Source organism: Vibrio splendidus (assembly GCF_024347615.1).
Taxonomy (GTDB): Bacteria; Pseudomonadota; Gammaproteobacteria; order Enterobacterales; family Vibrionaceae; genus Vibrio; species Vibrio splendidus.
On sequence record NZ_AP025508.1, the window covers coordinates 1,775,694 to 1,798,644 of the forward strand.

At 44.1% G+C, this 22,951-nt stretch carries 19 protein-coding genes; 15 read left to right on the plus strand and 4 right to left on the minus strand.

The genetic code is table 11. From position 1 onward, the window contains the following. Window positions 1–38: 38 nt before the first annotated feature. The 6 genes from OCU90_RS07940 (at window position 39) to OCU90_RS07965 (ending at window position 5,042) form a co-directional block, all read left to right on the plus strand. Window positions 39–740, plus strand: a complete 702-nt coding sequence (locus OCU90_RS07940; protein WP_061024849.1) for a tetratricopeptide repeat protein — start codon at window positions 39–41, stop codon at window positions 738–740. After that, complete coding sequence (locus OCU90_RS07945; protein WP_061024847.1) at window positions 727–1,209, plus strand: TadE/TadG family type IV pilus assembly protein; 483 nt, start codon at window positions 727–729, stop codon at window positions 1,207–1,209. The genes OCU90_RS07940 and OCU90_RS07945 overlap by 14 nt, the downstream gene beginning before the upstream one ends. After that, window positions 1,199–1,756: a tight adherence pilus pseudopilin TadF gene (tadF, locus tag OCU90_RS07950; RefSeq protein ID WP_054541300.1), complete on the plus strand. Its 558-nt coding sequence runs from the start codon at window positions 1,199–1,201 to the stop codon at window positions 1,754–1,756. The genes OCU90_RS07945 and tadF overlap by 11 nt, the downstream gene beginning before the upstream one ends. Before the next feature lie 10 nt (window positions 1,757–1,766). Next, the gene (locus tag OCU90_RS07955) at window positions 1,767–3,323 is read left to right on the plus strand and encodes a TadE/TadG family type IV pilus assembly protein (protein ID WP_099426159.1); all 1,557 of its coding nucleotides are present in this window, start codon (window positions 1,767–1,769) and stop codon (window positions 3,321–3,323) included. A gap of 8 nt (window positions 3,324–3,331) precedes the next feature. After that, complete coding sequence (locus tag OCU90_RS07960) at window positions 3,332–3,970, plus strand: OmpA family protein (RefSeq protein ID WP_061024843.1); 639 nt, start codon at window positions 3,332–3,334, stop codon at window positions 3,968–3,970. Window positions 3,971–4,100: 130 nt separating this feature from the next. Then, complete coding sequence (locus OCU90_RS07965) at window positions 4,101–5,042, plus strand: GGDEF domain-containing protein (protein ID WP_061024841.1); 942 nt, start codon at window positions 4,101–4,103, stop codon at window positions 5,040–5,042. Between the two features lie 103 nt (window positions 5,043–5,145). On the opposite strand, the gene OCU90_RS07970 is transcribed toward OCU90_RS07965, so the two are convergent. Further along, a complete protein-coding gene (locus tag OCU90_RS07970) occupies window positions 5,146–6,405 on the minus strand; it encodes an adenylosuccinate synthase (RefSeq protein ID WP_061024839.1) in 1,260 nt (419 codons plus the stop codon). Window positions 6,406–6,619: 214 nt separating this feature from the next. Here OCU90_RS07970 and OCU90_RS07975 point away from each other — a divergent pair, with 214 nt between their 5' ends. Together OCU90_RS07975 and OCU90_RS07980 are read left to right on the plus strand one after the other, a co-directional pair. Continuing rightward, entirely contained in the window at window positions 6,620–7,492 is an 873-nt protein-coding gene (locus OCU90_RS07975) for a LysR family transcriptional regulator (protein ID WP_061024837.1), read from the plus strand. 194 nt (window positions 7,493–7,686) lie between these two features. Continuing rightward, window positions 7,687–8,601, plus strand: a complete 915-nt coding sequence (locus OCU90_RS07980; protein ID WP_061024836.1) for a LysR family transcriptional regulator — start codon at window positions 7,687–7,689, stop codon at window positions 8,599–8,601. A gap of 67 nt (window positions 8,602–8,668) precedes the next feature. On the opposite strand, the gene OCU90_RS07985 is transcribed toward OCU90_RS07980, so the two are convergent. Continuing rightward, a complete protein-coding gene (locus tag OCU90_RS07985) occupies window positions 8,669–10,186 on the minus strand; it encodes an arylsulfatase (protein WP_032545932.1) in 1,518 nt (505 codons plus the stop codon). A gap of 389 nt (window positions 10,187–10,575) precedes the next feature. On the opposite strand from OCU90_RS07985, the gene dmeF reads away from it, so the two are divergent. From dmeF to OCU90_RS08000, 3 genes are all read left to right on the plus strand, one after another. Next, window positions 10,576–11,562 (plus strand): CDF family Co(II)/Ni(II) efflux transporter DmeF, encoded by a 987-nt coding sequence (gene dmeF, locus OCU90_RS07990; protein ID WP_061024834.1) that lies wholly within the window; start codon window positions 10,576–10,578, stop codon window positions 11,560–11,562. Beyond that, window positions 11,540–11,956 (plus strand): MarR family winged helix-turn-helix transcriptional regulator, encoded by a 417-nt coding sequence (locus OCU90_RS07995; protein WP_004733937.1) that lies wholly within the window; start codon window positions 11,540–11,542, stop codon window positions 11,954–11,956. Before dmeF ends, OCU90_RS07995 begins: the two co-directional genes overlap by 23 nt. Before the next feature lie 629 nt (window positions 11,957–12,585). After that, window positions 12,586–14,310 (plus strand): methyl-accepting chemotaxis protein, encoded by a 1,725-nt coding sequence (locus OCU90_RS08000; RefSeq protein WP_061024939.1) that lies wholly within the window; start codon window positions 12,586–12,588, stop codon window positions 14,308–14,310. 142 nt (window positions 14,311–14,452) lie between these two features. Here OCU90_RS08000 and OCU90_RS08005 read toward each other — a convergent pair whose 3' ends face one another. Then, window positions 14,453–14,692 (minus strand): PAS factor family protein, encoded by a 240-nt coding sequence (locus OCU90_RS08005; RefSeq protein ID WP_004733935.1) that lies wholly within the window; start codon window positions 14,690–14,692, stop codon window positions 14,453–14,455. A gap of 239 nt (window positions 14,693–14,931) precedes the next feature. Between OCU90_RS08005 and OCU90_RS08010 the strand changes: the two genes are divergently transcribed. The 4 genes from OCU90_RS08010 to OCU90_RS08025 all read left to right on the plus strand — a co-directional run bounded on the left by OCU90_RS08010 (window position 14,932) and on the right by OCU90_RS08025 (window position 21,984). After that, the gene (locus OCU90_RS08010) at window positions 14,932–15,945 is read left to right on the plus strand and encodes a hypothetical protein (RefSeq protein ID WP_061024828.1); all 1,014 of its coding nucleotides are present in this window, start codon (window positions 14,932–14,934) and stop codon (window positions 15,943–15,945) included. A 472-nt stretch (window positions 15,946–16,417) separates the two neighbouring features. Next, window positions 16,418–18,607, plus strand: a complete 2,190-nt coding sequence (locus OCU90_RS08015) for an immunoglobulin-like domain-containing protein (RefSeq protein WP_061024827.1) — start codon at window positions 16,418–16,420, stop codon at window positions 18,605–18,607. Between the two features lie 229 nt (window positions 18,608–18,836). Next, complete coding sequence (locus tag OCU90_RS08020) at window positions 18,837–19,766, plus strand: LysR family transcriptional regulator (RefSeq protein WP_004733932.1); 930 nt, start codon at window positions 18,837–18,839, stop codon at window positions 19,764–19,766. 172 nt (window positions 19,767–19,938) lie between these two features. Further along, window positions 19,939–21,984, plus strand: coding sequence for a TonB-dependent receptor domain-containing protein (locus OCU90_RS08025; RefSeq protein WP_061024824.1), 2,046 nt, complete (start codon window positions 19,939–19,941; stop codon window positions 21,982–21,984). Between the two features lie 132 nt (window positions 21,985–22,116). Here the strand turns inward: OCU90_RS08025 and OCU90_RS08030 are convergent, their stop codons facing one another. Next, window positions 22,117–22,872, minus strand: a complete 756-nt coding sequence (locus tag OCU90_RS08030) for a class I SAM-dependent DNA methyltransferase (RefSeq protein WP_061024822.1) — start codon at window positions 22,870–22,872, stop codon at window positions 22,117–22,119. Window positions 22,873–22,951 lie beyond the last annotated feature (79 nt).

Genomic DNA, 22,951 nt, shown 5'->3' on the forward strand with positions numbered 1-22,951 from the left:
GAGTGATTGGAAAACGTTTTTGTCTCATTTTGTTGTCGATGAGCGTGTTAGCGGGCTGTCAATCGGCCCCGTCACCACAAGACCTGCAGCTTGCCGACGTCACTAGTATGGAAAAAGTGAAGAACTATGACGGCTTGATTAGTTATTACAAATCCGAGCTAGAGCAGGGCTCCGAAGACCCAGAGGTAAAAGAGAAACTGGCGTGGGCATATTTCAACAAAGGGGATATCGAATCGGCAGACTTCTATGTTCAACATTTGCAAAAAGAGGGTGTTGAAAACCCCAACTTGTACCAGTTAGAAGGACAAGTGTTTGATGCAAAAAATGACGTTGAAAATGCCATTGCCGCATATCTAGCTTCTATCGAGGCGGGAAATACAACGGGTCAAATTCACGTCTTACTCGGTGTGTCATACACCAAAGTTGGAAGATTCAACGAAGCGTACCAAGAGCTCAATCGAGCACGTTTACGCGGTTATGACGATGTCGTTATTAAGAACAACATTGCGATGATTCAAATGGCGAATGGCGAGTACCAACAGGCGATCGAAACGTTAGCTCCGGTTTTAAAAGAAGACCCGGCGAATAAGATCGTAAAAGCGAACCTAGCTATCGCACTAATGAAAACTCAGCAAATCGACTCAGCCAAGAAGTTACTCAAAGGTGACTTCTCAGCGGAAGAGATCCAGAGCATTGCCGCGGAATTGACTCAGCTAGGAGTTAATGATGAAGCGTCTTAATAAGCAGAAGGGCGTGACAGCGATTGAGTTTGTGTTGGGTGCGCTTGTTCTGTTTTTCGCCACCTTTGCGATCTTCGAATCGAGTTACCAAATCTACGTTGTGAACATGACCGAGTATTCGCTCAGAGAAACCATCAGGAATACCAAAATATATGAAGGTAAAGGGATCAACGAGCAGTACGAAACTAAGTTCAAATCGTTAATCGAAGATGATGACAATCTATGGAGTTTCTTAATTGATAGCTCAAGGTTCTCTATCGCAGGTCAGTACTTCAAAACCTATGATGAGTTTATCGCGAATAGGGGACACTCTGATCAAGGGTTGAACTTCAATTACAACTTAGCCGAGATCACCGTGACCTACCGCTACACCCCAGTCATTAAACTGGCTGGTGCTGCGGATAGGGATATTTCAAGCACTATGGTTTTGAACCTAGAACACGAGGGGTGGAAAGATGATGCTCCGTAAGCAACGTGTGCTTTCTAAAAGACACCAACAAGGCTCGTATACGATTGAGTTAGTTTTCATTCTAGTGGCCTTGTGGGGCGTTTACCTGTTTGGCGCAGACTTGAGCTATCAATTACTCGCGCGCGCCAAGCTCGATCGATCCAGCTTTGCTTTAGTCAATGTGATCAAAGAGCGTACTCGTTATTTTGAAGCCGATGTATTGGCAGGACAAAACCTACCTGTAACTAATTCAGAGTTAGAAGACATGGCTAAAGTGGCAAGTCGAATGCTCAATACACCAGTCGATAATGTAGCGATCAAGATAGAGTCATTGACCAATAAAGTTAATGTCGCTGAATTCTCAACCAGCAAGTACAGAAGCTTAAATTGCCAAACCGATTCGATTATCGAGCATGCAGATTTAGCGCCGGTAGAAAAGGGCGTTGTGTATCCATTGTACCGAATCAGTCTTTGTGAAGAGCAGAGTTCTTGGTTTAAACCCTTCTTCAACAGTGGCACCAGTACCACGGTTCAGATTGGCTCTTCTTCAATAATGCCTGGGAGATAATGAAATGAAAATGCAGCACGATCGTCATATGAATCGCCAGCATCTCAGTCTCCAAAGACAGCAAGGGGTTGCCGCGGTTTGGATGGGCTTATTGCTTGTTCCAATCATGGGCATGACTTTTTGGGCGGTTGAGGGCACACGTTATGTACAAGAGACCAGCCGACTAAGAGATTCAGCAGAGGCTGCGGCGATAGCGGTAACCATTGAAGACCAACCGGATCAGGCTCGTGGGCTCGCGACCAAGTATGTCGAAAATTATGTTCGGGACATCAAATCAACCAACCTTTCTGCAGACCGGTTCCACCAAGCGGAAGACGAGGGGGCTGGGGTTCTGGAATATATTCAATACACAGTGAATGCCAAGACGACGCACGACTCTTGGTTTGCGAGTAGCTTTATCCCTTCGTTTGATCAGCAGCAAGACTTAGCGGGACGTTCGTTAGCGAGAAAGTACCCGGTTTACCTTGGTGATAACAACATCGACATTGTTTTTGTGTCGGACTTTTCCGGTTCAATGAATGACAGATGGGGTTCAAGTCGACACATAAAAATCGACGATCTAAAGACAGCCATCGACGCAATATCCAGCAAAATTCTTTGCACATCGATTAAACAGGACTATGTCGATGGTGAGTGGAAATACGTTTGTGATGAGCCTGGAGAAGATACAACCGGAGACAAGTTGCTTAACCGAGTTGGCTTTGTGCCTTTTAACGTTCGAACGAGGGAGATCGTTTCGGGAAATCAAGCTCGGGCGACAAGCCAGTTGAGCTACAAAGATAACTATAAAACGAACGTATCACCTTATTCCTACAACGATGTTAACTGGGATTACTGGCGCACCTATTCACAAAATGACGTGATTAGATGTGCTGACCGGCAGTCACGTTGCTCATATCCAAAATCGGAGAATCAAAAGTACGCCAAACGTATTAAGGATGTGATTTATCAAGATAACTACTTGGTTGCAGACGTATACAACTATGTAGATTTATCGACATCAGTGTCGACGATGTTTACTGATAAGTCGGGGTTACAGCCTGATTTTTATAGTGTGAGTGGAACAAAGCTATTTAACGCGCATGGTTCTTCCAATTCATCGCAGTTTTCTAATATTCGCCTATCGAACAAGCTCTCAGATTTGGACCCGATTAACTCTATGTGGGCAGACGGTGGCACTGCGGCTTTTCAAGGTATTTTGAGAGGTTCTCAGGTTCTTCATGACGGTGACCCGAACAGTTCCGATCAAGAAGAGCAGCAAATCTACAACAAGAAAATCAAGATGCTGCTGATCTTAAGCGATGGGCAGGAGAGTCCGAATAACGGCATCCTCAAAGGGTTAGTCGATAGAGGCATGTGTGACAAAGCAAGAGAGGAAATACCGGGCTTATACATAGGTGTTATTGGTATCGACTTTCGAGCATCTCAACAAAGTGGTTTTCAAGACTGCGTTGTCGACCCAAATGAAGACATCATCGACGTATCTAACTTAGATGAATTGATTGAAAAGATAGAAGAACTCATCCGTAAAGGCTCAAAAACAAGCGGAATAACTAAGTTGTACTAGAGGAAAATATGAAAAAGTTAATGATCAGTTCAATCGTCATATCGACATTGCAATTTAGCCTTATCGCCAATGCGGAAGAAGGCATCAGTGTTTATTGCGATACTGCGTTCAGTGAGTATCAACACAGTGTCACGGTTGATGATGTCGTTGGCATTGCACAGCACAGACAGGGCTTTTTACAAATTGAACAGCCGTCTGACAGCAGTGAGCTAAAACAAGCGTTAGCAGGTCAATCCAATCTAGGTATGAACCAGTCAGGATGTAAGACTTGGATCAGTAACCAAGAGCGTCACGGGTTGTTGGCACGACTTCATTTTGGTTTTGACCAACACAACTTATCGCCGATGGGCAGCAAAGCACTGAGCCAACTTGCAGGCGAGCTAAAGGCTAACGGCAGTGCGATTACGGTGGATGGACACACTGACAGCACCGGCGCAGAAGGTTACAACCAAGCATTGGGTCTACAAAGAGCACTGACGACGTCGAATGGTTTAATCGCGGATGGTGTCGAGAAAAATCGCCTTGTTCTACGCTCATTTGGTGAAAGTAAGCCTATTGCGTCTAACGCAACGTCAGAGGGTAGAGCCAAGAATAGACGCTCAGAAATTTGGGCCTCTGCGAACGATGCAGCTGAATTACAAAATTAGGATGTAGGGTTTGGTTGTTGCTTAGTACTAGGTAATAACCGCCCTAGATTGTCGCTCTTGGGATTTTTGTTACAACGTATACTAATGAATATTCAATTAAGTTTAACTGTCTGATACTAAAGAAATATTAATGCTTTTTGATAAGTTCTCTTCTGAAGGGGTGCAAAAAAATATCGATGTCGATACTTGGGTATCTATATTGGATAACATACGAGACATAATGGACGCATCGAATGCGGGCATCATCATGATCTCTGATTTGAGTTGCTCTGGTTCTGAGAGTGTGTGGAGCTCCTCAAACATATCGTGTAACCAACATAAGAGCAAAATTAGCCTCTTTTGTGAGTATGTGCATAACGAAAATCGCACGGTCTATTTGAGTGGTCATGCTGGTGGTGATTCCGTTTCTGCGAATGGGGCGGATGCTTATAAGTCGTTTTGTGGCGTCCCGGTAAGAGATATCGATGACGAAGTGTTTGCGGTGCTCTTGGTGTTTGATTTAAGCCCAACAGCGTATACCGAGAGCCAAGTTAGCTTGATTGAAAACATATCGACTCTATTGCGTTCTGAAATTCTAATGAAAGAAGAGAGCCGGATTTTATACAAGAATAGTCACTTTGATATCATGACGACGCTGCTTAATCGAAGGGGCTTTTTCCACGAATTCAATAAAGCAAACATAAGCGATGGTGAGATCGTTTGTTTGTATTTCGACTTGGATAATTTGAAGTATATCAATGATACCTATGGCCACTTCAAAGGTGATGATTATATCTCTGGCTTTGCGTCATGCATAAAAAACAATGCAAAGTACAACATCATATCGGCTAGGGTCGGTGGTGATGAGTTCATTGTCGTCATACACTCAGAAGAGGCTGGTTATGCTTCTGAGTTGCTCAATAACATTCACGCTGAATTCGATGATTTCATTGAAGGCTTTCGTTGCGATGATGAGGTGCCACTCGGTTTTTCATATGGTTGTGGTACGGCGGATTCCCGAAGTTTCAACATCATAAATCTAATAAAGTCTTCCGATGAAAACATGTACCTCAATAAGAAGAACAAGATTTAGATGTTCGTGACAGGCGTAAAAAAGCCCACTAGTGTGGGCTTAGATGTAGATGTAGATGTAGATGTAGATGTAGATGTAGATGTAGATGTAGTAGTCTTCTCAACTAAGCTCGAATGATCATTTGTTCGCGCTCTGGACCTACTGATACCATCACGATTGGCACGCCCATCAACTCTTCGATGCGAGTTACGTAATCTTGTGCCGCTTGAGGAAGGCTCTCAAACGTGCGGCAACCCGTGATGTCTTCATTCCAACCTGCCATATCTTCATAAACAGGTTTTAGCTCAGCCGTTTGTGGCCAAATCGGGTTCTCAGTGTGCTCACCTGAGTAAGCGGTACAGATCTTAAGTTCAGATAAACCAGACAGACAATCAATCTTAGTCAGTGCGATTTCAGTCGCGGCTTGTAGGTCAACGCCGTTGCGAGTAGCTACAGCATCAAAGTAACCCATATCACGTGGGCGACCCGTAGTTGCACCATATTCGTTAGAGCTTTCGCGGAAGCTGTCTTGCTCTTCCATTGCTGTTACGAGCGTACCAGTACCAACAGACGAACTGAACGATTTAGCAACGGCAATAATACGCTCAGGGCGAAGAGCAGGTAAACCGCTACCAATGCCTGCATAAGCTGCGGTTACATTCGAAGACGTTGTCCAAGGGTATTCACCGTAGACAAGGTCACGACCTGCACCTAGCTGAGCTTCAAACAGTAAGTTCGCGTCTTGCGATTGCAGTGCTTTTAGCGGCTCAGTTACGTTGCAAATGAACGGGCGCCACGCTTTAGTTACTTCAAGTAGCCATTCTGTCATTTCAGAAGCTGTCTGAGTGAAATCACATTGAGGGTATAGAGCCTTCAGTTGAGGCATCTTCCAATCAAGTAGGAATTGAATGCGTTGCTCTAAAATCTCAGGTTGATTCAACCAACCGACAAGAATGCCTTTCTTCATCACGCGATCGCCGTATGCTGGTGCAATACCTTGACGTGTTGAGCCATAAGCGCCGTCACCCAAACGCTCTTCTTCAAGGGTATCTTCAAGGGCGTGTAAAGGGAGGCACAGTGTCGCACGATCTGAGATCGCCATTTTCACTTTGATGCCAGCCTCTTGAACTTCTGCAATCTCTTGAGTTAGCGCAGCAGGGCTGATCACCATGCCTGGGCCCAGAACCGCTGTACAATCAGGATTAAAAATACCACTAGGTAGTTGGTGCAGTTTGAATGTACCGAAGTCATTTACTACGGTATGGCCTGCATTGTTTCCGCCTTGAAAACGAATGCTAGCAGAAGCTTGGTCTGCTAAAAAATCGACGATGCGGCCTTTGCCTTCATCACCCCAGTTTGCGCCCACAACAACGATAGATGGCATAATTTTTCTCCTAACTGATTGAGAAATCATGTTAGGCCTACAAGGTGGATAAGAGAAATTAATTATCTTTATTATCTTGATAAGGATTCCATATATCCTTAAAGTCTTAACCCACAAGCGAGATTCCCTATTGCGTTCGTCCCTCACTGTATGGAATGACGATGGGGCATTCTTTACTTTTAGGGAATGATATTAGTGACACGAGAGAGAGGACATGATGCTCGATATTAATTTGTTGAAGACGTTTGTGACGCTAGCGGAATACAAGCATTTCGGGAAAGCGGCCAATGCACTGCATATGACACAACCTAATGTGAGTTTGCACCTAAAACAACTGGAACAACAAACACGCATAAAGTTGATAGAGAGAAGCCCTTTTCAATTGACTCAAGCGGGTGAACGGCTATTGGAAACAAGCCAAAGAACGCTACTCGAACTGCAGATTTGTCAGGCCGATCTCAACGCCATTAATGACCTAAAAATAGGGACGTTAACCATTGCCGTAAGTGACATTATTTCCCGGTTCTTGTTGATTCGTCCTTTCCAAAAGTTCAAAGCGCAGTATCCGGGTATTGACCTTACGCTCTTGAATACCACCTCATCTCAGGCATCGAGTTTAGTTAAGAACGCTCAGGCGGATATTGGTTTTGTTATCGCCAAAGAACAGCACAACGAGTCATTGTATTTCACTAAACTGCAGGAGCTTTCTTGGTGTGCGCTTGGCGATGGGTTTGATATCCAAGACTCTGATGCAGAGCTCACTTTGATTTTACTTGGCCACGATACGAGAACCCGCGATTTCATTGATGAAGGTTTACCAAGCCTTAATCTGCCCAATTACAGGGTGATGGAAGTAGGGAGTGTCGACGCTCAAATCGACTGGGCAGAAGCGGGATTTGGCGTGGCGATTGTCCCTGAATTCGCGGTATCCACCAAGCAGCATCTGCATTCGCAAGTGACACCGTTGATCAACTTCTCGAGCACCAGTCTCGGCTATATTGTTAGGCAGAACCAAGTCTTGTCGAAAGCAACCAAGCAGTTGTTAGGTTGGGTAAATGATGAGATTACTCTGTTACAAAGCAAATAAACGCCATCACTGACTTTGAGTTACCTGAGCCTGCCAAGTGTGGGCTTTTTGTGTTCTGTTAATCATCGTTTTCTAGCATGATAATTCGTAGGTGACTTCCCAAAATAAAAGGGTCGCTAATGAAGTGCTTGGTTGATACGGTATAATTCAATGATATGAAAGTTAATTTAGTACGCTAGTTTGGTAAATAGAACATGAAAAACACAGATTTTAGTCTGATCCCGTATTTTGTTGTCATGATGGAAGAGCTCTCTATCTCGAATACCGCGAAACGTTTTGGCGTTACTCAGCCCGCGATTAGTAAGGCGCTTAACCGACTAAAAGAAACCTATGATGATCCGTTGTTTGTGAAAACAAAGGAAGGCTATAGACCGAGCAGTTTTTGTTATGACATCTACCCTCAGATAAAACAGGCCTACGATGCCTTTGAATCGACTTTCCCGAGTAAGCGAAAGTTCGACCCAACAAAAATTGAAAGGTCGTTTAATGTCGCTTGTATTAGTGGTGCAACTTATTCATTGATGAAGCGTGTATCCGATATCCTCTATGCGGAAACGCCAGATATAGGTCTTCATATTGACCCTTACTATACTGCAGACATCATTCTAGATCTTCGCCAACACCGATATGATTTGTGTATAGTCCATACGCCTATCAACGATCCGGCAATGGAGTGTGTTCAGCTCTCTAACGAACCTATGGTGGTTGCTTATGATAAAAACCACCCTAGATTAGGGAACGAGATTACGTTGGAAGAATACCTTGAAGAGAAGCATGTTCTTCATAGTATGTGGGACACCAAAGAGTCGCCATTAACTAAAACTAGCAAATACGCGAAGAGTAGAAAGGTTGCACGAAAGGCGCCTGGCCCATTTGAAATGCTTGATATGGTAAGAGGGACGGATTGGCTTTGTATTAGTCAGAGATCAATACTTGAAAGGTATGGCCTGTTGGATGATTTTAAGCTGTCGCCTTTACCGTTTGAATCGGATCTTGGTACTGAATATCTGGTGTGGCACAAGAGTCGTAATGCAGATATGGCGCATTCATGGTTTAGAAAAAAGATTGTTGATGCCTCACAAAAAAAGCCCCAGTGGGGCTTTAATTAGTCAGTTATCTTTAATGGTCGGTAGCCGGGTTATCTAGCTGTTGCTCCGCTGTTTAACCCTTGCTCCGCTATTTCGCGTTTTGTGCTTGCATCTGCTGAATTAGCTTTTGCATTTTTAGCGTGTTGTAATTGATCTCTGCAGCACTGAAGCCTTGGCCTTGTTGCATTGGGTAATCGTTTAGAGAGCCCATGAACTTAATCACTTCTTGAGACATTGGTACGAATAGCCACATGTTATCTACCATCCAACGAGTGTACATGCCAGATTCTTTCGCTGCGGTTTCAAACGGGTCCATACGTAGGTTTGTAATTGAAGCCCAAGCAGGAGCTTGACGGATAGCCGATTGCATTGTGCCTTCCATCATAGCGAAGCTTGCTTTCCAATCGTTCCAACGAAGCGCATTGAAGTCACCGTTTGCAGAGAAGTAGAAGATAGTTTCACGGGGTGACTTTTCAGCCTTTCCTTCAAAATATGGCATAAAGTTCGAGCCATCTAAGTGAACACGCCAATCTTTATTATTTAGAGAAACACCTTCTTTAAGGTCTTCAACGATAGAGTCATTGCCGGCAGCGGCAGCTAGTGTCGGTAACCAGTCTTCTTGGGACATTAGCGCGTTAACCGCAGAGCCAGGTTTGATAACACCTGGCCATTTCACGATTTGTGGAACGCGCATACCGCCTTCGTAAGTTGTGCCTTTTTCACCGTGGAAAGGAGATGTACCGCCGTCAGGCCATGTGAACTTCTCTGCACCGTTATCGGTAGAAAGGATAACAATAGTGTTGTCTGCGACTTCTAAGCGTTCAAGAGTATCAAGCAACGCGCCGACGTTGTCGTCTAATTGAGCCATACCATCAGCGTAGATACCTTGACCAGAAATGCCGCTGTAATGTTCGTTCAGACGAGTCCAAACGTGCATGCGAGTCGAGTTGTACCAGATAAAGAAAGGCTTATCTTCTTTTACAGATTTCTCCATGAACGTGATAGCCGCTTCGGTAAAGTCCTCATCGATGTTTTCCATACGAGCACGAGTCAGTGGACCTGTATCTTCGATTTTGCCATCAGAGGTTGCTTTGATAACGCCACGAGGCCCGTAGTTCTTTCTGAATTCTGGGTCTTTAGGGTAAAAGTAAGTTTCAGGCTCTTCTTCCGCGTTTAAGTGGTAAAGGTTACCAAAGAACTCATCAAAACCATGGTTTGTAGGAAGGTGTTTGTCTTGATCGCCTAAGTGATTTTTACCGAATTGTGCGGTCGCGTAACCTTCTTCTTTAAGAGCATCACCAATGGTAGGAGCCCAGTCAGGAATACCGTGTGCTGAACCTGGCATACCGATAGTAAGTAGGCCGGTACGGAATGGGTGTTGCCCTGTCACGAACGAAGCACGGCCAGCTGTACAAGATTGTTGTGCGTACATATCCGTAAAAATAGCACCCTCGTTAGCAATACGGTCGATGTTAGGCGTTTCGTAGCCCATCATTCCACGGTTGTATGCGCTAGTGTTGTAGTAACCAAGATCATCTGCCCAGATAGCAAGAATGTTCGGTTGGTCTGCAGCAGCGACGCCTTGAGCAACGCTGAGTGCGCTCATTGCTAACACGGTTTTGGTTAATTTAGTCAAGGTAATGTCCTTTCTTTAGTTTCTATTTGTTTAGAAAGAAAATACCAATTTTGTATTAACTCAGAGGACTACTGGGTATGAATTCTAGTTACTTAGAGGAATAGTGGAGCCGTGATCAGGGCTAGTGTTTTACTCAAAATCAGAGACCTGCCCCAGAGTTTATTTCTTGATTAAGTGAGCCTTATTCATTTTCGTCCCATTTCGAAAACCAAATTCGCCGTTGACAAAGTTTGACAATCAAACTAAATTCCAACCAACTGCTTTGGTTATCAAATTACTTGAAAGTCAAAGGGAATTTGTAAGCACCATTTCCTAATGACAGACAGCCCTAACCACAAACACCAGCTAAGGACGCCATTTTGAGTTTTCCAACACGTCATCAACACAACTTCTCTTCACACAATCAGCAAGGTGAAAAGCGTACTTTCTACGTTCTCTTGTTAACTATCATCACCATGGTTGTCGAGATCGTTGCGGGTACTATTTACGGCTCTATGGCGTTACTTGCCGATGGTTGGCACATGGGGACGCATGCTGCAGCGTTTGGTATCACTTTATTTGCATACCGATATGCGAAGAAACATGCCGAGAGCGAACGTTTCTCTTTCGGTACTGGCAAAGTTAGTGTGCTAGGGGGCTACACCAGCGCGATTGCATTGGGTATTGTGGCATTATTGATGCTGGTGGAATCCGTGCATCGTTTATTTAACCCACAAGCGATTCAGTTCAATGAAGCGATCATCGTTGCCTGTATTGGTTTAACCGTGAATGTGGTGAGTATGTTTTTACTCGGCGATCACCATCATGATCACGGACACGAGCATGGCCATGATCATAGTAAGAATCACGATCATTCACATAGCCATGATCACGACAGCGACCATGGTCATAAACGTGGTGAGCACCATCATGACCACAACCTACGCGCAGCCTACATGCATGTGTTGGCGGATACTCTGACGTCTCTGCTTGCGATTGTTGCGCTGCTATTTGGTAAGTTTTACGGTTGGAACTGGTTAGATGCAGCAATGGGCATGGTGGGTGCTGTCGTGATTGCCAAATGGACAATGAACCTAATGAAGCAGACAAGTCCAATCTTGCTCGATCAAAATATTGATGATGAGTACCGTAACGGAATCACTGAAGCTTTAGCTCCTTACGCAGCCGTAACCGACTTACACATGTGGAAGGTGAGTGGGCATCACTATTCAGCAGCGATTACTCTTGAATCAAACAGTGATAAAACCGTCTCTGAATATAAACAAATGCTCGCCAAGTTTGATAAGATTAATCATCTTACTCTTGAAGTGCATTCAAACGACCATGCGAAATATAGAACAGCTTAACCAAATACTGACTGAGTTCTACGATAAAATGTCTTCGTGGGAGCAGTCTGTTGTCAAAGAGACAGGTTATTCCCTTGCTCAAGTACATACCATTGAAGTGCTTGGTATGCATGGCGCGTTAAGAATGAAAGAGCTCGCTGAAAAGTTGGGTATCACCACGGGTACGCTTACCGTTCAAATCGAAAAGTTGGTTAAAGCTGAATTGATTGAGCGCCATGAACACCCAACCGATCGTCGTGCGATTGTGGTTGCCTTGACGGATGAAGGGCAGAAGATACACGTTCACCACAATCAGCTTCACTTGAATTTGGTTAGTGGACTAACACAAGACATCGAAGAAGATGAGAAAGCGGTGTTATTGAAGTGCCTAACCAAGATGGTGAAAGCGTTTTAGTCAGCCTTGAGTTCGCACCCTAACTCTTTAGCTGCAAAGCGATTGACTAGAAAATCAAAAAATGGACCTGACTCGAATTGAGTAGGTCCATTTTTTTCTCCGTTTACGCTCTACTGTACAATCATCAATAGACGGATTCACTGTTTAAAAACCAAGTCAAAACCTCCACTATTGCGCTTCGCTCGTGCTCTTCTGGAGAGCCAAAAAAATGTCATTATAAATAATGCGTCCAAATGTGCGTCAAAGTCTTTTAATTCAATGCCTTGTATGCCGTGGTGTTCAGGCTGTTTATGTTCCGTCAAATAGCTGTCTCTCACTTTTATCATTCAACTAATGTACATGTATTCAATTTGTGTTATTGATGCTTTTATCTTTAGTGAAAAGATTCATTCTCTGTTTGAATACCATTGAGAATGTCACTGCTGGTGGGCTGAACAGTCGCTAGATTTAGTGCTCATTACTGATACAAAAACCATAACCATAACCATAACAATAACCAGGTCGCACGAGTTGTATTCCATGCTTCGATGCGATCAATTAGATACTCATAGTTAATTTAGTAAAGACGAGCCACGTATATGAATATAAAGAAAAAGCTCTATTCGTTGGGGATGTTCTCCATCTTCGGCATGATTTCATTGTTGTTTACCACATCGCAATTTGCAGACACCACAGCTCAAATGAGCGAAGCCAAACAAATCACCAAAGAACTTGAAGTGCGACTACTTAATCTTCGCCGTAACGAGAAAGATTTCTTGCTGCGTAGTGATATGAAATACCTCGACAAGTTTGACGTAAACTACAACAAATTCTTAGCGTCTGAATCTGAGCTCAATGCGGTGCTCAGTGATTTAGGTTTAGCCAACAGCACACACCTACGTGAAGATATCGAAACCTACCACACAAGCTTTGTTAACTTAGTAAAAGCGAGTGAAGTCTATGGATTAGCACGTGACAAAGGCTTGCTAGGCGAGTTTCATGCTTTGCTCGATAACATCAGCGCGACAGCCAGTGCTGAACAAAAAATCGAGCTTTACCTGTTCAATGACTTAATCGAAAAGGGTGAGTTCGATCCGAGTGTTCTTTCTATTACTTCTAGTGCTGGAAGCTCAACTGCTTTGATAGATGCTGCGCGTCAAGTAGTTGAACAGAAGCGAGTGATTGGCTTGAAGCACAACGAAGGTCTGCTTGGGCAAGCTCGTTCGGGTTCTCATGCTATCGAAACTCAATTTAAAGAGTTCTCAGCGGTATTAGACCAAGAAACCCAACAAGAGATGGACAAGCTATCGCTGATCAACAACATCCTTTGCGTCACGTTACTTGTGTCGATCATTCTGTTCAGCTGGTTAATCGTCCGTTCTATCATTGGTAAGATTGAGTCATTACTCTCGGTAATCCGCAACATCGTTGATTCTAACGACGTGTCTATTCGTTCGCACCTTGATGGCAAAGACGAACTCAGCACTTTAGGCCAATACTTCAACCAATTGCTTGATCAATTGGAGGGCTTAATCGCGGCATCTCAATCTAAGTCACTGCAACTGACACAAAGTACGTCGAACATGCATGACGAGCTAGAGTCAGTAATCAAACAGTTTGAAGTTCAAGCAAATCACACCTCTACAATGACAACGTCAGTGCAAGAGATGGTACTCACAATAGGTGAAATCTCAGAAAGCACATCAGTTGCGGCTGAAGGTGTTCATCAAGCAAAAGTGAATGCCGATAAAGGCCGTGAAGTGGTGGTTGATACGATCAGCAACATTACTCAGTTGTCTGAACGCCTTTCTAGCAGCCAAGATTCGATCAGCTCATTGAACCATCATGTTGATCAAATCGGCGATGCAGTAAACATCATCCAAGGCATTGCAGAACAAACCAACTTGCTGGCACTGAACGCAGCCATTGAGGCAGCACGTGCCGGTGAACAAGGCCGAGGCTTTGCCGTGGTTGCCGATGAAGTTCGTGCTCTTGCAAGCAGAACGCACCAATCAACGACTGAAATTACCAGTGTAGTAACGGCAATCCAAAGTCAAATGAACGCTTCTATGACCGAGATTGGTGAATGTAACCAACAAGGCCAACTTACTTTGAAAGATTCGGAAGAGCTCGATGCTAGCCTGCAGCTTATCTTAAGCGACATGGAAAGCATCCAAGGTAACTCTGAGCGTATTGCATCAGCGATTGAAGAGCAGGGTGCTGTTATGGCACAAGTGAGCGACTCAATCACTGAGTTAAACACCATCTCAAGTGATAACAACGCTTCGGCGCAACATTGCTTAGTTGAAGTGGATAAAGTCGCAGAGCAAGCCCATGAGATGGATAAAGCGGTGGCGCAGTTCAAGACCTCTTAAGCATTTAGAGTAAACTAAACCAAAGGCGTGGATCATCTGCGCCTTTTTTGCACCTGAAATTCACGAGTCCGAAGGCGCGAACAAAAAAACGGCCCTATCTGGGGGAAGATTAGGGCCGTTATGTTACGTATTTAAAGGGGAATTACTTATTTCGGCCTTCCAGCACATCCAGTGCCAGTTCAACCGCTTTATCAATATTGTCGCATCCCGCTAACTTGCCTGAGCTGATAGGACCAAGCACATTAGCGTATAACGAGAGCTGCTTGTTAAATGGCAGGCTCAACTGCTCATATAAACGCTGGCGAATCTCGGCGTGTTGCTCAGGAGCGTGAGCAGCAAGGCTTTTCAAAGTGTCATAAACAAGAGTGGTGGTAGTGTTCATTCGTCTCTTTATCATTAAGTGGGAGGCGCTTATTTTATAATCTTTTTAGGTTCTTTTACTGTGATATAAGTCATACAATATTATTAATGTGTTTATCTTTTGAATCTAATGAGAATAAGGCATTCCAAAATAGACTTAAGTATCTGTGAAATATAACTAAAATAATGACAGACTATCGAATAAACGAACGTATTGGCGCGTTTCTGGCAAACGGTTAAATCTATAGGAAGAGGGACAACATGCACTACGACGTATTCAACGGAGACGCAGATGGCATAATCGCGTTGTTGCAGCTGCGATTAAGTGAGCCACGAGAGAGCCTGCTCATTACAGGTGTAAAGCGTGATATTAAGTTGGTCTCTCAAGTTGTTACTCAAATTATGGAGCCGGGTAAGCAAGGTGACATTTCTTCCGTTACCGTTTTAGATGTGTCGATGGAGAAAAACTTATCTGCATTGCACTCACTGCTAGACGCCAACATCAATGTATTTTATTGCGATCACCACCGAACAGGAGATTTACCAACTTCTGATCATTTAGATACTCTGATTGATACCGCGCCAGAGAGCTGCACGAGCTTGCTGATTAACCAGAAGCTGAATGGTGCGCATGTGGCTTGGGCAATCGCGGCTGCTTTTGGTGATAACCTGAAAACAGTGGCCGCGCGGCTAGCGGATGAAAATGGATTCAATCAATCTCAAACAGAGTTTTTAGAAGAGCTAGGTACCTTGGTTAACTACAATGGTTACGGTTCTTCATTAAGCGATTTGCATTTCACGCCAATTGAGCTCTACCAAACCCTTTATCAATACCCGAACCCATTTGATCTTTTAGATGATAAAAACTCTGTGTTTTATCGACTACGAGCTGCTTATCAAAATGATCGTCAACAGCTATCAAACCTTGCTCCTGTTTATGAAAGTGAAGTAGCACGCGTGTTTGAACTGCCAGGTGAGACGTGGGCAAGGCGCATCAGTGGTGTATTTGGCAATGAAATCGTTAATCAAGATCCAAACCGAGCGCAAGCAGTATTAACGAAAAACCAAGATGGCGAGTCTTACACGGTGAGCTTACGGGCGCCATTATCAAACAGAACGGGTGCAGACGAAATTTGCTCAAGCTTTGAAACGGGTGGAGGAAGAAAAGCAGCGGCTGGTATTAATCAACTTAATGAACTTGATAAGGTGAATTTTATTTCACTATTGGATGTATATTATTCATCTAGTGCTGAGGGTCAACTGAAAAATTCCTGAGGTATACATCCAAAATTCCACAAATTTTCACTCCTATATTCCGTTATACGTGTGTATCTCTAGCACATGCATGACGGCTATATCCAAGCTATTTTAGTGATGTCACTCGCAATGGTATCTGGTCTGAGGTCAGTGATTACGGTGTGTTTGGATCGATTTTTGTCGATTTAAAGTTCGTTTTTTCCTATTGGTGATTTTTTATATTTTTGGTTAATTATCTATGTGAATTAAGGTTGATTAAATATTTGCATGGTCAATGTGTCCAGTCGAAAATAACAGCTTTTAGCATTTCATTTTGAATGAAAAGTCAAAATCATATTGATTCTGATATTCAATCTGTGACTTAAAATCACAAGTTAAATCAAAGGTCATCTTTTCCTATAAATTCCATTACTTCTCTATAAATATTCATGATTACAATGAATTGGTTCGGTTGTGATTGGCACAGCTGTTAAGTAAGGAAGTGGGACTAATGTTGAAACGTAAAGCTCTACAATTAGCTGTATCGGTCGGCATGGCCGCAATGTCTGGCGCTGTTTATGCGAATGGTTCAGATATGACGAATCCAGATTCTGGTGTCGTGGTCGGTTATTGGCACAACTGGTGTGACGGTGGCGGCTACCAAGGTGGTAATGCGCCTTGTGTGACGCTGGATGAAGTAAACCCAATGTATAACATCGTGAATGTGTCATTTATGAAGGTTTACGATGTGGCTGATGGTCGAATCCCAACTTTTAAACTGGACCCAACCATTGGGCTTTCAGAAGAACAATTTATTGACCAAATCTCTGAGCTCAACAAGCAAGGTCGCTCTGTACTGTTGGCTTTGGGTGGTGCTGATGCACACGTAGAGCTAGAAACCGGTGATGAAAGAGCCTTTGCTGATGAGATTATCCGTCTTACCGAGCGTTACGGTTTCGATGGTCTAGATATCGACCTTGAACAAGCAGCCGTAACCGCAGCAAACAACCAAACCGTGATTCCAGATGCACTTAAGCTAGTGAAAGATCACTACCGCGCAGAAGGTAAAAACTTCCTTATTACTATGGCGCCTGAGTTCCCGTATCTAACAACAGGCGGCAAGTACGTACCTTATATCGATAATCTAGAAGGCTACTACGACTGGATTAACCCACAGTTCTACAACCAAGGTGGCGACGGTATCTGGGTTGACGGTGTGGGCTGGATTGCTCAAAACAACGATGCATTAAAAGAAGAATTCATCTACTACATCTCTGATTCGCTTATCAACGGAACGCGTGGCTTCCACAAGATCCCTCATGACAAGCTGGTGTTTGGTATTCCTTCAAGTATCGATGCTGCAGCGACGGGCTTTGTGCAAGACCCTCAAGATTTATACGACGCGTTCGAGACCTTAACGACTCAAGGCCAACCCCTGCGTGGTGTAATGACTTGGTCTATCAACTGGGACATGGGCACTAACAAAAACGGTCAACAATACAACGAGCAGTTTATTAAAGACTACGGCCCATTTGTACACGGTCAAGTGACGCCACCTCCAGTCGAGGGTGAGCCAGTTCTTAAAGGTGTCGAAAATACCCGTGTTCTTCACGGCACAACGTTTGACCCAATGGAAGGCGTAACAGCAACAGATAAAGAAGATGGCGATCTAACGTCATCAATCGATGTTGAAGGTTACGTTGAAACCAGTGTTATTGGCACTTACGTTTTAACTTACCGAGTGCAAGACAGCGATAACAACGAAACCACTAAAGCGAGAACGGTAGAGGTTTACAGCCAGAAGCCAGTATTTAATGGTGTGTCTGACACAACTGTTGTGTTGGGTACTGCATTTGATGCTATGGCTGGCGTGACGGCGAATGATGCTGAAGATGGCGACCTAACAAGCACCATCACACACACTGGTAGTGTTGATGTAAATGAAATCGGCAACTACACGCTTGTGTATAGCGTAACAGACAGCGCGAACCAAACTGTAACCGCTGACCGTAAAGTGTCTGTGACGGATGGTTCTAACTGTGCTGCTGCATGGGATGCCGACACCGTTTATGTTGAAGGTGACCAAGTATCTCATGACGGTTCAACGTGGGGAGCAGGTTGGTACAATCGCGGCGAAGAGCCAGGAACAACAGGTGAGTGGGGTGTTTGGAGAAAAGTTTCAGACTCTTCATGTGGTGGTAACCCAGATCCGGGCGATGACTTAGAGCTTGCAGTTTCAGGCCTTCAGTCAGAATATGCGCCAGATAACGGCAATGTTCGTTTAGATCTAACACTGACATCAAATGAAGCGTTAGATGTTACCGCTATGGTGCTCAATAGTGCAGGGACTGTGGTTGAGCAGACTCAGGTTAACTTAACGGACAGCCGCGCTATTACCATGGACTTGTACGATGTAGCGGAAGGGCAATATGCACTTGAAGTGGTCGGTAAAGCATCTGACGGTGAAATGGTGATGGTAAATGATTCGTTCGCTGTTAAAGACGGTGGCGGAACGACTCCACCTCCAGGTGATTACCCGCCATATGAAGCAGGCACAAATTACGCAGCAGGTGACATTGTGGTCGGCAGCGATAATGGCTTGTACGAATGTAAGCCTTGGCCATACACGGCATGGTGTGCAAGTGCGTCTTACGCTCCAGCAGATAGCCAATACTGGCAAGATGCTTGGACAAAGCTGTAGTCTGATAGCTCAGCGTTAGCAATATAAAGCAGACGATCAAAGAGAGGCCACAGTGCCTCTCTTTTTTATGTTCAAACATTTCTGACTTAGAGCTTCAAACCTTTCCTAACCTCAAACTCGGTTCTGCATTTTGCTCTAGATCAAAATAAGAGTGATTATCAATTGTATTAATGAGGTGGTAGATGCACTATGCGCACACTGAATTTTTTCTGTTGTGAATATTTGCATAATGAATCTTGCCCAAGTCGACCTAAACCTACTCGTTATTCTTAAACACCTTCTTGAAGAGAAGCACGTTTCCAACACGGCGTTGGCGTTGGATATGAGCCAACCTACGGTGAGCCGATCTCTACAAAAACTTCGCACTGTGTTCAACGATGATTTGTTGGTGCGAGCTGCCTATGGCTATGAATTGACACCGAAAGCAGAGGTCATCAAACAAGACCTCAACTCTGTGCTTACGCGCCTGGAGAAACTGGTTCACGGAGACGTGTTTGAACCACAAACGAGTGATAGTACGGTTCGTTTTTTTGGTTTGGTTCCTCAAGTTTCACACCTTTTGCCAAAAGTAGTGGCACAAATTCGCCAGCAAGCGCCGAATATGGTTGTCGATATCGACTCGATTCCTAAACGACACTTTGAGCCTCTGTTATCCGGTGATGCGCATTTTGTGTTGTCGACGCATGAGCCATTAAGTTCTGAACAAAACCTGTATCGAATGTTCGTAATCAGTCGCGATTATCGGTTATTAATGAGCAAAGACCATCCTCTGGCGGACAAAGAGATCACCGTTGATGACTTGTTGAATAGCCAACTTGGCCAAATCTCACTGCAAGGGGATAAGAAGCTCTCGATCGAAAGTCGATTTAAAGATCTTGGTTTGATTGATAAGCAGCGCCAACTATCGATCCCAATTCAGTTGTCCAACTTCAATATTGCTGCGGATATTGCGGAGACGACCGACATCATCTTTCACTTGCCGACACCATTTGCGACACAAGCTGCCAATCAACGAGATTTAATTTGTAAACGCGTTCCCAAAGCGATCAGAAGCCCATCAGAAGATGTTTATCTCTATTGGCATAAACGTTTCCATAATGACCCTATGTGTCGTTGGGTTCGTGATTTATTTAAAGAGATATACACCCAATCTATCTAGGTGGTGAATGCTATTGAGGTCATGCTATTAAAATGAATATGTATTGGTTTTATTATTTGAAAGTTGAATAACGAGAATCAATTTTTGGTATGAAACTTTCGTTGATAAGAGTGGTAACTGGTTGTTTAATGCAAACCATTATCATTACCAATCACATATAAGAATGAATATCATGTCTGAGAGATCTCTTTTGATTCGCAAGCCTCTTTTGGTTCGTAAACCCCTTTCGATCGCAGTCGCTGTTATTTGTACCTCACTTTCGGCTAACGTGTTGGCGCAAGAAGAAGCGCAAGCAACAGATGAGCAAATGGTTGTTACGGCAACTCGTACTGAAATGGCACTAAAACAAGCGCCGGCTTCAATGTCAGTGATCACCGCTCAAGACATTGAAGACAGCCCTGGTATTACCTTGGCTGACATCGTTGCAGAATCAACCAGTGTCGAATCTGACTTTGATAGCACACGTGCTGGCCGTCAGATGATCTCTATTCGTGGTATGGATTCAGATTACACGCTTATCATGGTTAATGGCCGTCGTCTAAGCTCGGCGAGTGCCATCATCCGAGGTAACGACTTCGACCTATCGACCATTCCTGCTGATTCAATTGAACGTGTTGAAATCATCCGTGGCCCAATGTCTGCACTTTACGGTTCAGATGGCATGGGCGGTACAATCAACATCATCACTAAGGCTCCAGAAAATGATTGGAGCTCTACGTTAAGCATGGACACTTCATCGCCGTTAGACGGTGATGGTGGAGAAGAGTACTCGATGGGCTTCACAACATCGGGCGCGTTAATTGAAGACGAGTTGTTTGCTCGCCTGTCCGTTAACCAAACTAGCCGTGATGCTTGGCAACCCTATTCTGGTACGCATAGCTCTGGTTACGATCGTTCAGACATTACTGCGTTAGAAGAAAGAGAGACATTAAGCTTACTCGCGAGCCTGACATGGAATGCAACAGACAACCAAACCATCGATTTCGATTTTGGCTACAGTGACGACGAACGTGAATCATCTGCAGAAAACGTATCGTCTGTGATTGAGTCTGACACACGAGTAGTGCGTCAGAGCCAAGCGATTACGCACAGTGGCTTTTGGAGCTGGGGTGATACACAAGTTCGCTACTCACGCGAAAATGTGACCGACAACGACGCTGCGGATTCTGATACTAACTACAGCAGTGACGTAGAAGAGTTAACTCAAATAGCAGAAGCATCAGCGACGACTTATCTTGGTGAGAGTCATACCGTAACGTTTGGTATGGACTATCAGTTGAGCGAATTAACCAACAAAGAAAACTTGGTCAATGGCACATCAGAAGCGTATCAAGGTGCGTTATTTGTTCAAGACCAATGGTTGATGACTGAACAACTAACCGCAACCATCGGTGGTCGTTTAGATAAGCACGAATTGTACGGTGAAGAGTTCAGTCCGCGAGTGTACTTGGTGCACCAAACAACGAATGACCTGATCATTAAGGGTGGCGTGGGTAAAGCATTTAAAGCACCAACATTGACTCAAAACCAAGCCGACTACACAGTTAACAGCTGTAAAGGTGCTTGTGATTTATATGGCAATGAAGACCTGAAGCCTGAAACGAGCTGGAACTATGAGATTGCAGCGATATACAGCCAACCTCGTTGGAACGTTGAAGGTGCCTTGTTCCGCAATGAAATCAACGACCTTATTGATCGTGACGAAACCTACTGCGAGAACGGCGGAATGTTTGAATCGGGTAAAGGGTGTGCCGATAGTTCTAGCTCAACTGGCTATGTGAAAGGCAAACGTACTTATACCAATGTGTCTGAGGCTGTGGTTCAAGGTGCTGAGCTTACTGGCCAATTCCAAATAACGGATGAATGGGGCGTGTCTGGTAACTACACTTTCTTAGACACTGAAGATAAGTCTACTGGTGAAGAACTGCTTGAGCGTTACAAGCACTCGGGTTTAGTTAAACTGAACTGGAGCCCAACTTACGACCTGAACACCTTTGTTAGTGCGCGTTACCGAGGTGAGCGTAATATCGAAACTGATTTGACTCAAGAAGCCTACACTACGCTAAATATTGGTGGGGTATACAACATTAATGATTCGGTTAGAGTACGCGCAGGTATTACTAACTTGACTGACGAAGCGGTATCACAAGAGCTAGAGAGCATGGGTTATGTTGAAGAGCCACGTACTTACTACGTAGGTATGACTGCGGACTTCTAATCGAGAGTTTGAACACCGATAGCTTGATACAAAAGAACCCACACTGGCTGGATGCTCGATAAAGAGTACGGCGAGTGTGGGTTCTTTTTTGTCTGTGTTTGAATCTGGCTAATTCGTTTGGTATAGACTTACCTAAATTTTTACACAAGCGATCAGAGCATTTCCTGATTTGGTATCCCAAGGTAACAGCTTGTCATAATCGTGCTCAAAAATATGAACCTCAAAGTAGGGTTTCAATATTTCAATGAGCTCCTTAAACGAGAATGCCACCATTGGGTGTTCATCATTCCAAACTTGTGTCTCACCAGCTGTTGTCTTTTCAATACTGAGTTTTAACGCCTGCTTGTCGCCCTTGCCAGAGTAATACCAGCCTGAGCTGAACGTGAAATCATCTTGTTCAAGATTGGTGGTGTGTCGAACAAAAAGATCATTGCTGATCTTGTCTTTATCCACCACATTAAAACAGAAAATCCCCTCTGGTTTTAAAGCGCGATGTACGCTCTCAACACATTCTTTTAGCTTCTCGAAACCATCGTTGTAATGGATTGAGTATAAGAAGCAGGTGATCAAATCCAGAGGTTCTGCCACTTCAAAACTACTCATGTTTTGCACCGAGAAATTGGCTTCGGGGCAGCGAACCTGAGCGATATCTAGCATTGGCGCGTTGAGATCGAGTCCATTGCTTTGGTAACCAAAATCGATAAAGTGACGAACGTGTGGACCAGTGCCACAAGCTAAGTCGAGGTGAGTCTTTCCACCATTTCCGAAAATTTGATGTAGCCTACGTACGCAGTTACTTTGCGCTTGATAGTCAATATCAACACACATTAAATCGTAGTAACCGGATAGGTCGGTATAAAGTGCGTTGGAAGAAATAGTAGCTGACATATTGGCGGACATAAGTGCCTACAGCGTTAGCTGATATAATGAGGGTGGCGCATCATATACCGAAATGTCGAAATCGCAA

Bases quoted from the DNA above. Each gene is read 5' to 3' on its own strand.
- OCU90_RS08015 (WP_061024827.1), top strand. From the start codon at position 16,418: ATGTTGAAACGTAAAGCTCTACAATTAGCTGTATCGGTCGGCATGGCC.
- OCU90_RS08020 (WP_004733932.1), top strand. From the start codon at position 18,837: ATGAATCTTGCCCAAGTCGACCTAAACCTACTCGTTATTCTTAAACAC.
- OCU90_RS07975 (WP_061024837.1), top strand. From the start codon at position 6,620: ATGATGCTCGATATTAATTTGTTGAAGACGTTTGTGACGCTAGCGGAA.
- OCU90_RS07945 (WP_061024847.1), top strand. From the start codon at position 727: ATGAAGCGTCTTAATAAGCAGAAGGGCGTGACAGCGATTGAGTTTGTG.
- OCU90_RS08025 (WP_061024824.1), top strand. From the start codon at position 19,939: ATGTCTGAGAGATCTCTTTTGATTCGCAAGCCTCTTTTGGTTCGTAAA.
- OCU90_RS08005 (WP_004733935.1), bottom strand. From the start codon at position 14,692: ATGAACACTACCACCACTCTTGTTTATGACACTTTGAAAAGCCTTGCT.
- OCU90_RS07995 (WP_004733937.1), top strand. From the start codon at position 11,540: ATGCGAAATATAGAACAGCTTAACCAAATACTGACTGAGTTCTACGAT.
- OCU90_RS07970 (WP_061024839.1), bottom strand. From the start codon at position 6,405: ATGCCATCTATCGTTGTTGTGGGCGCAAACTGGGGTGATGAAGGCAAA.
- OCU90_RS07985 (WP_032545932.1), bottom strand. From the start codon at position 10,186: ATGAGCGCACTCAGCGTTGCTCAAGGCGTCGCTGCTGCAGACCAACCG.
- OCU90_RS07965 (WP_061024841.1), top strand. From the start codon at position 4,101: ATGCTTTTTGATAAGTTCTCTTCTGAAGGGGTGCAAAAAAATATCGAT.
- OCU90_RS08010 (WP_061024828.1), top strand. From the start codon at position 14,932: ATGCACTACGACGTATTCAACGGAGACGCAGATGGCATAATCGCGTTG.
- OCU90_RS07955 (WP_099426159.1), top strand. From the start codon at position 1,767: ATGCAGCACGATCGTCATATGAATCGCCAGCATCTCAGTCTCCAAAGA.
- OCU90_RS08030 (WP_061024822.1), bottom strand. From the start codon at position 22,872: ATGTCAGCTACTATTTCTTCCAACGCACTTTATACCGACCTATCCGGT.
- OCU90_RS07960 (WP_061024843.1), top strand. From the start codon at position 3,332: ATGAAAAAGTTAATGATCAGTTCAATCGTCATATCGACATTGCAATTT.
- tadF (WP_054541300.1), top strand. From the start codon at position 1,199: ATGCTCCGTAAGCAACGTGTGCTTTCTAAAAGACACCAACAAGGCTCG.
- OCU90_RS07980 (WP_061024836.1), top strand. From the start codon at position 7,687: ATGAAAAACACAGATTTTAGTCTGATCCCGTATTTTGTTGTCATGATG.
- OCU90_RS07940 (WP_061024849.1), top strand. From the start codon at position 39: ATGAGCGTGTTAGCGGGCTGTCAATCGGCCCCGTCACCACAAGACCTG.
- OCU90_RS08000 (WP_061024939.1), top strand. From the start codon at position 12,586: ATGATTTCATTGTTGTTTACCACATCGCAATTTGCAGACACCACAGCT.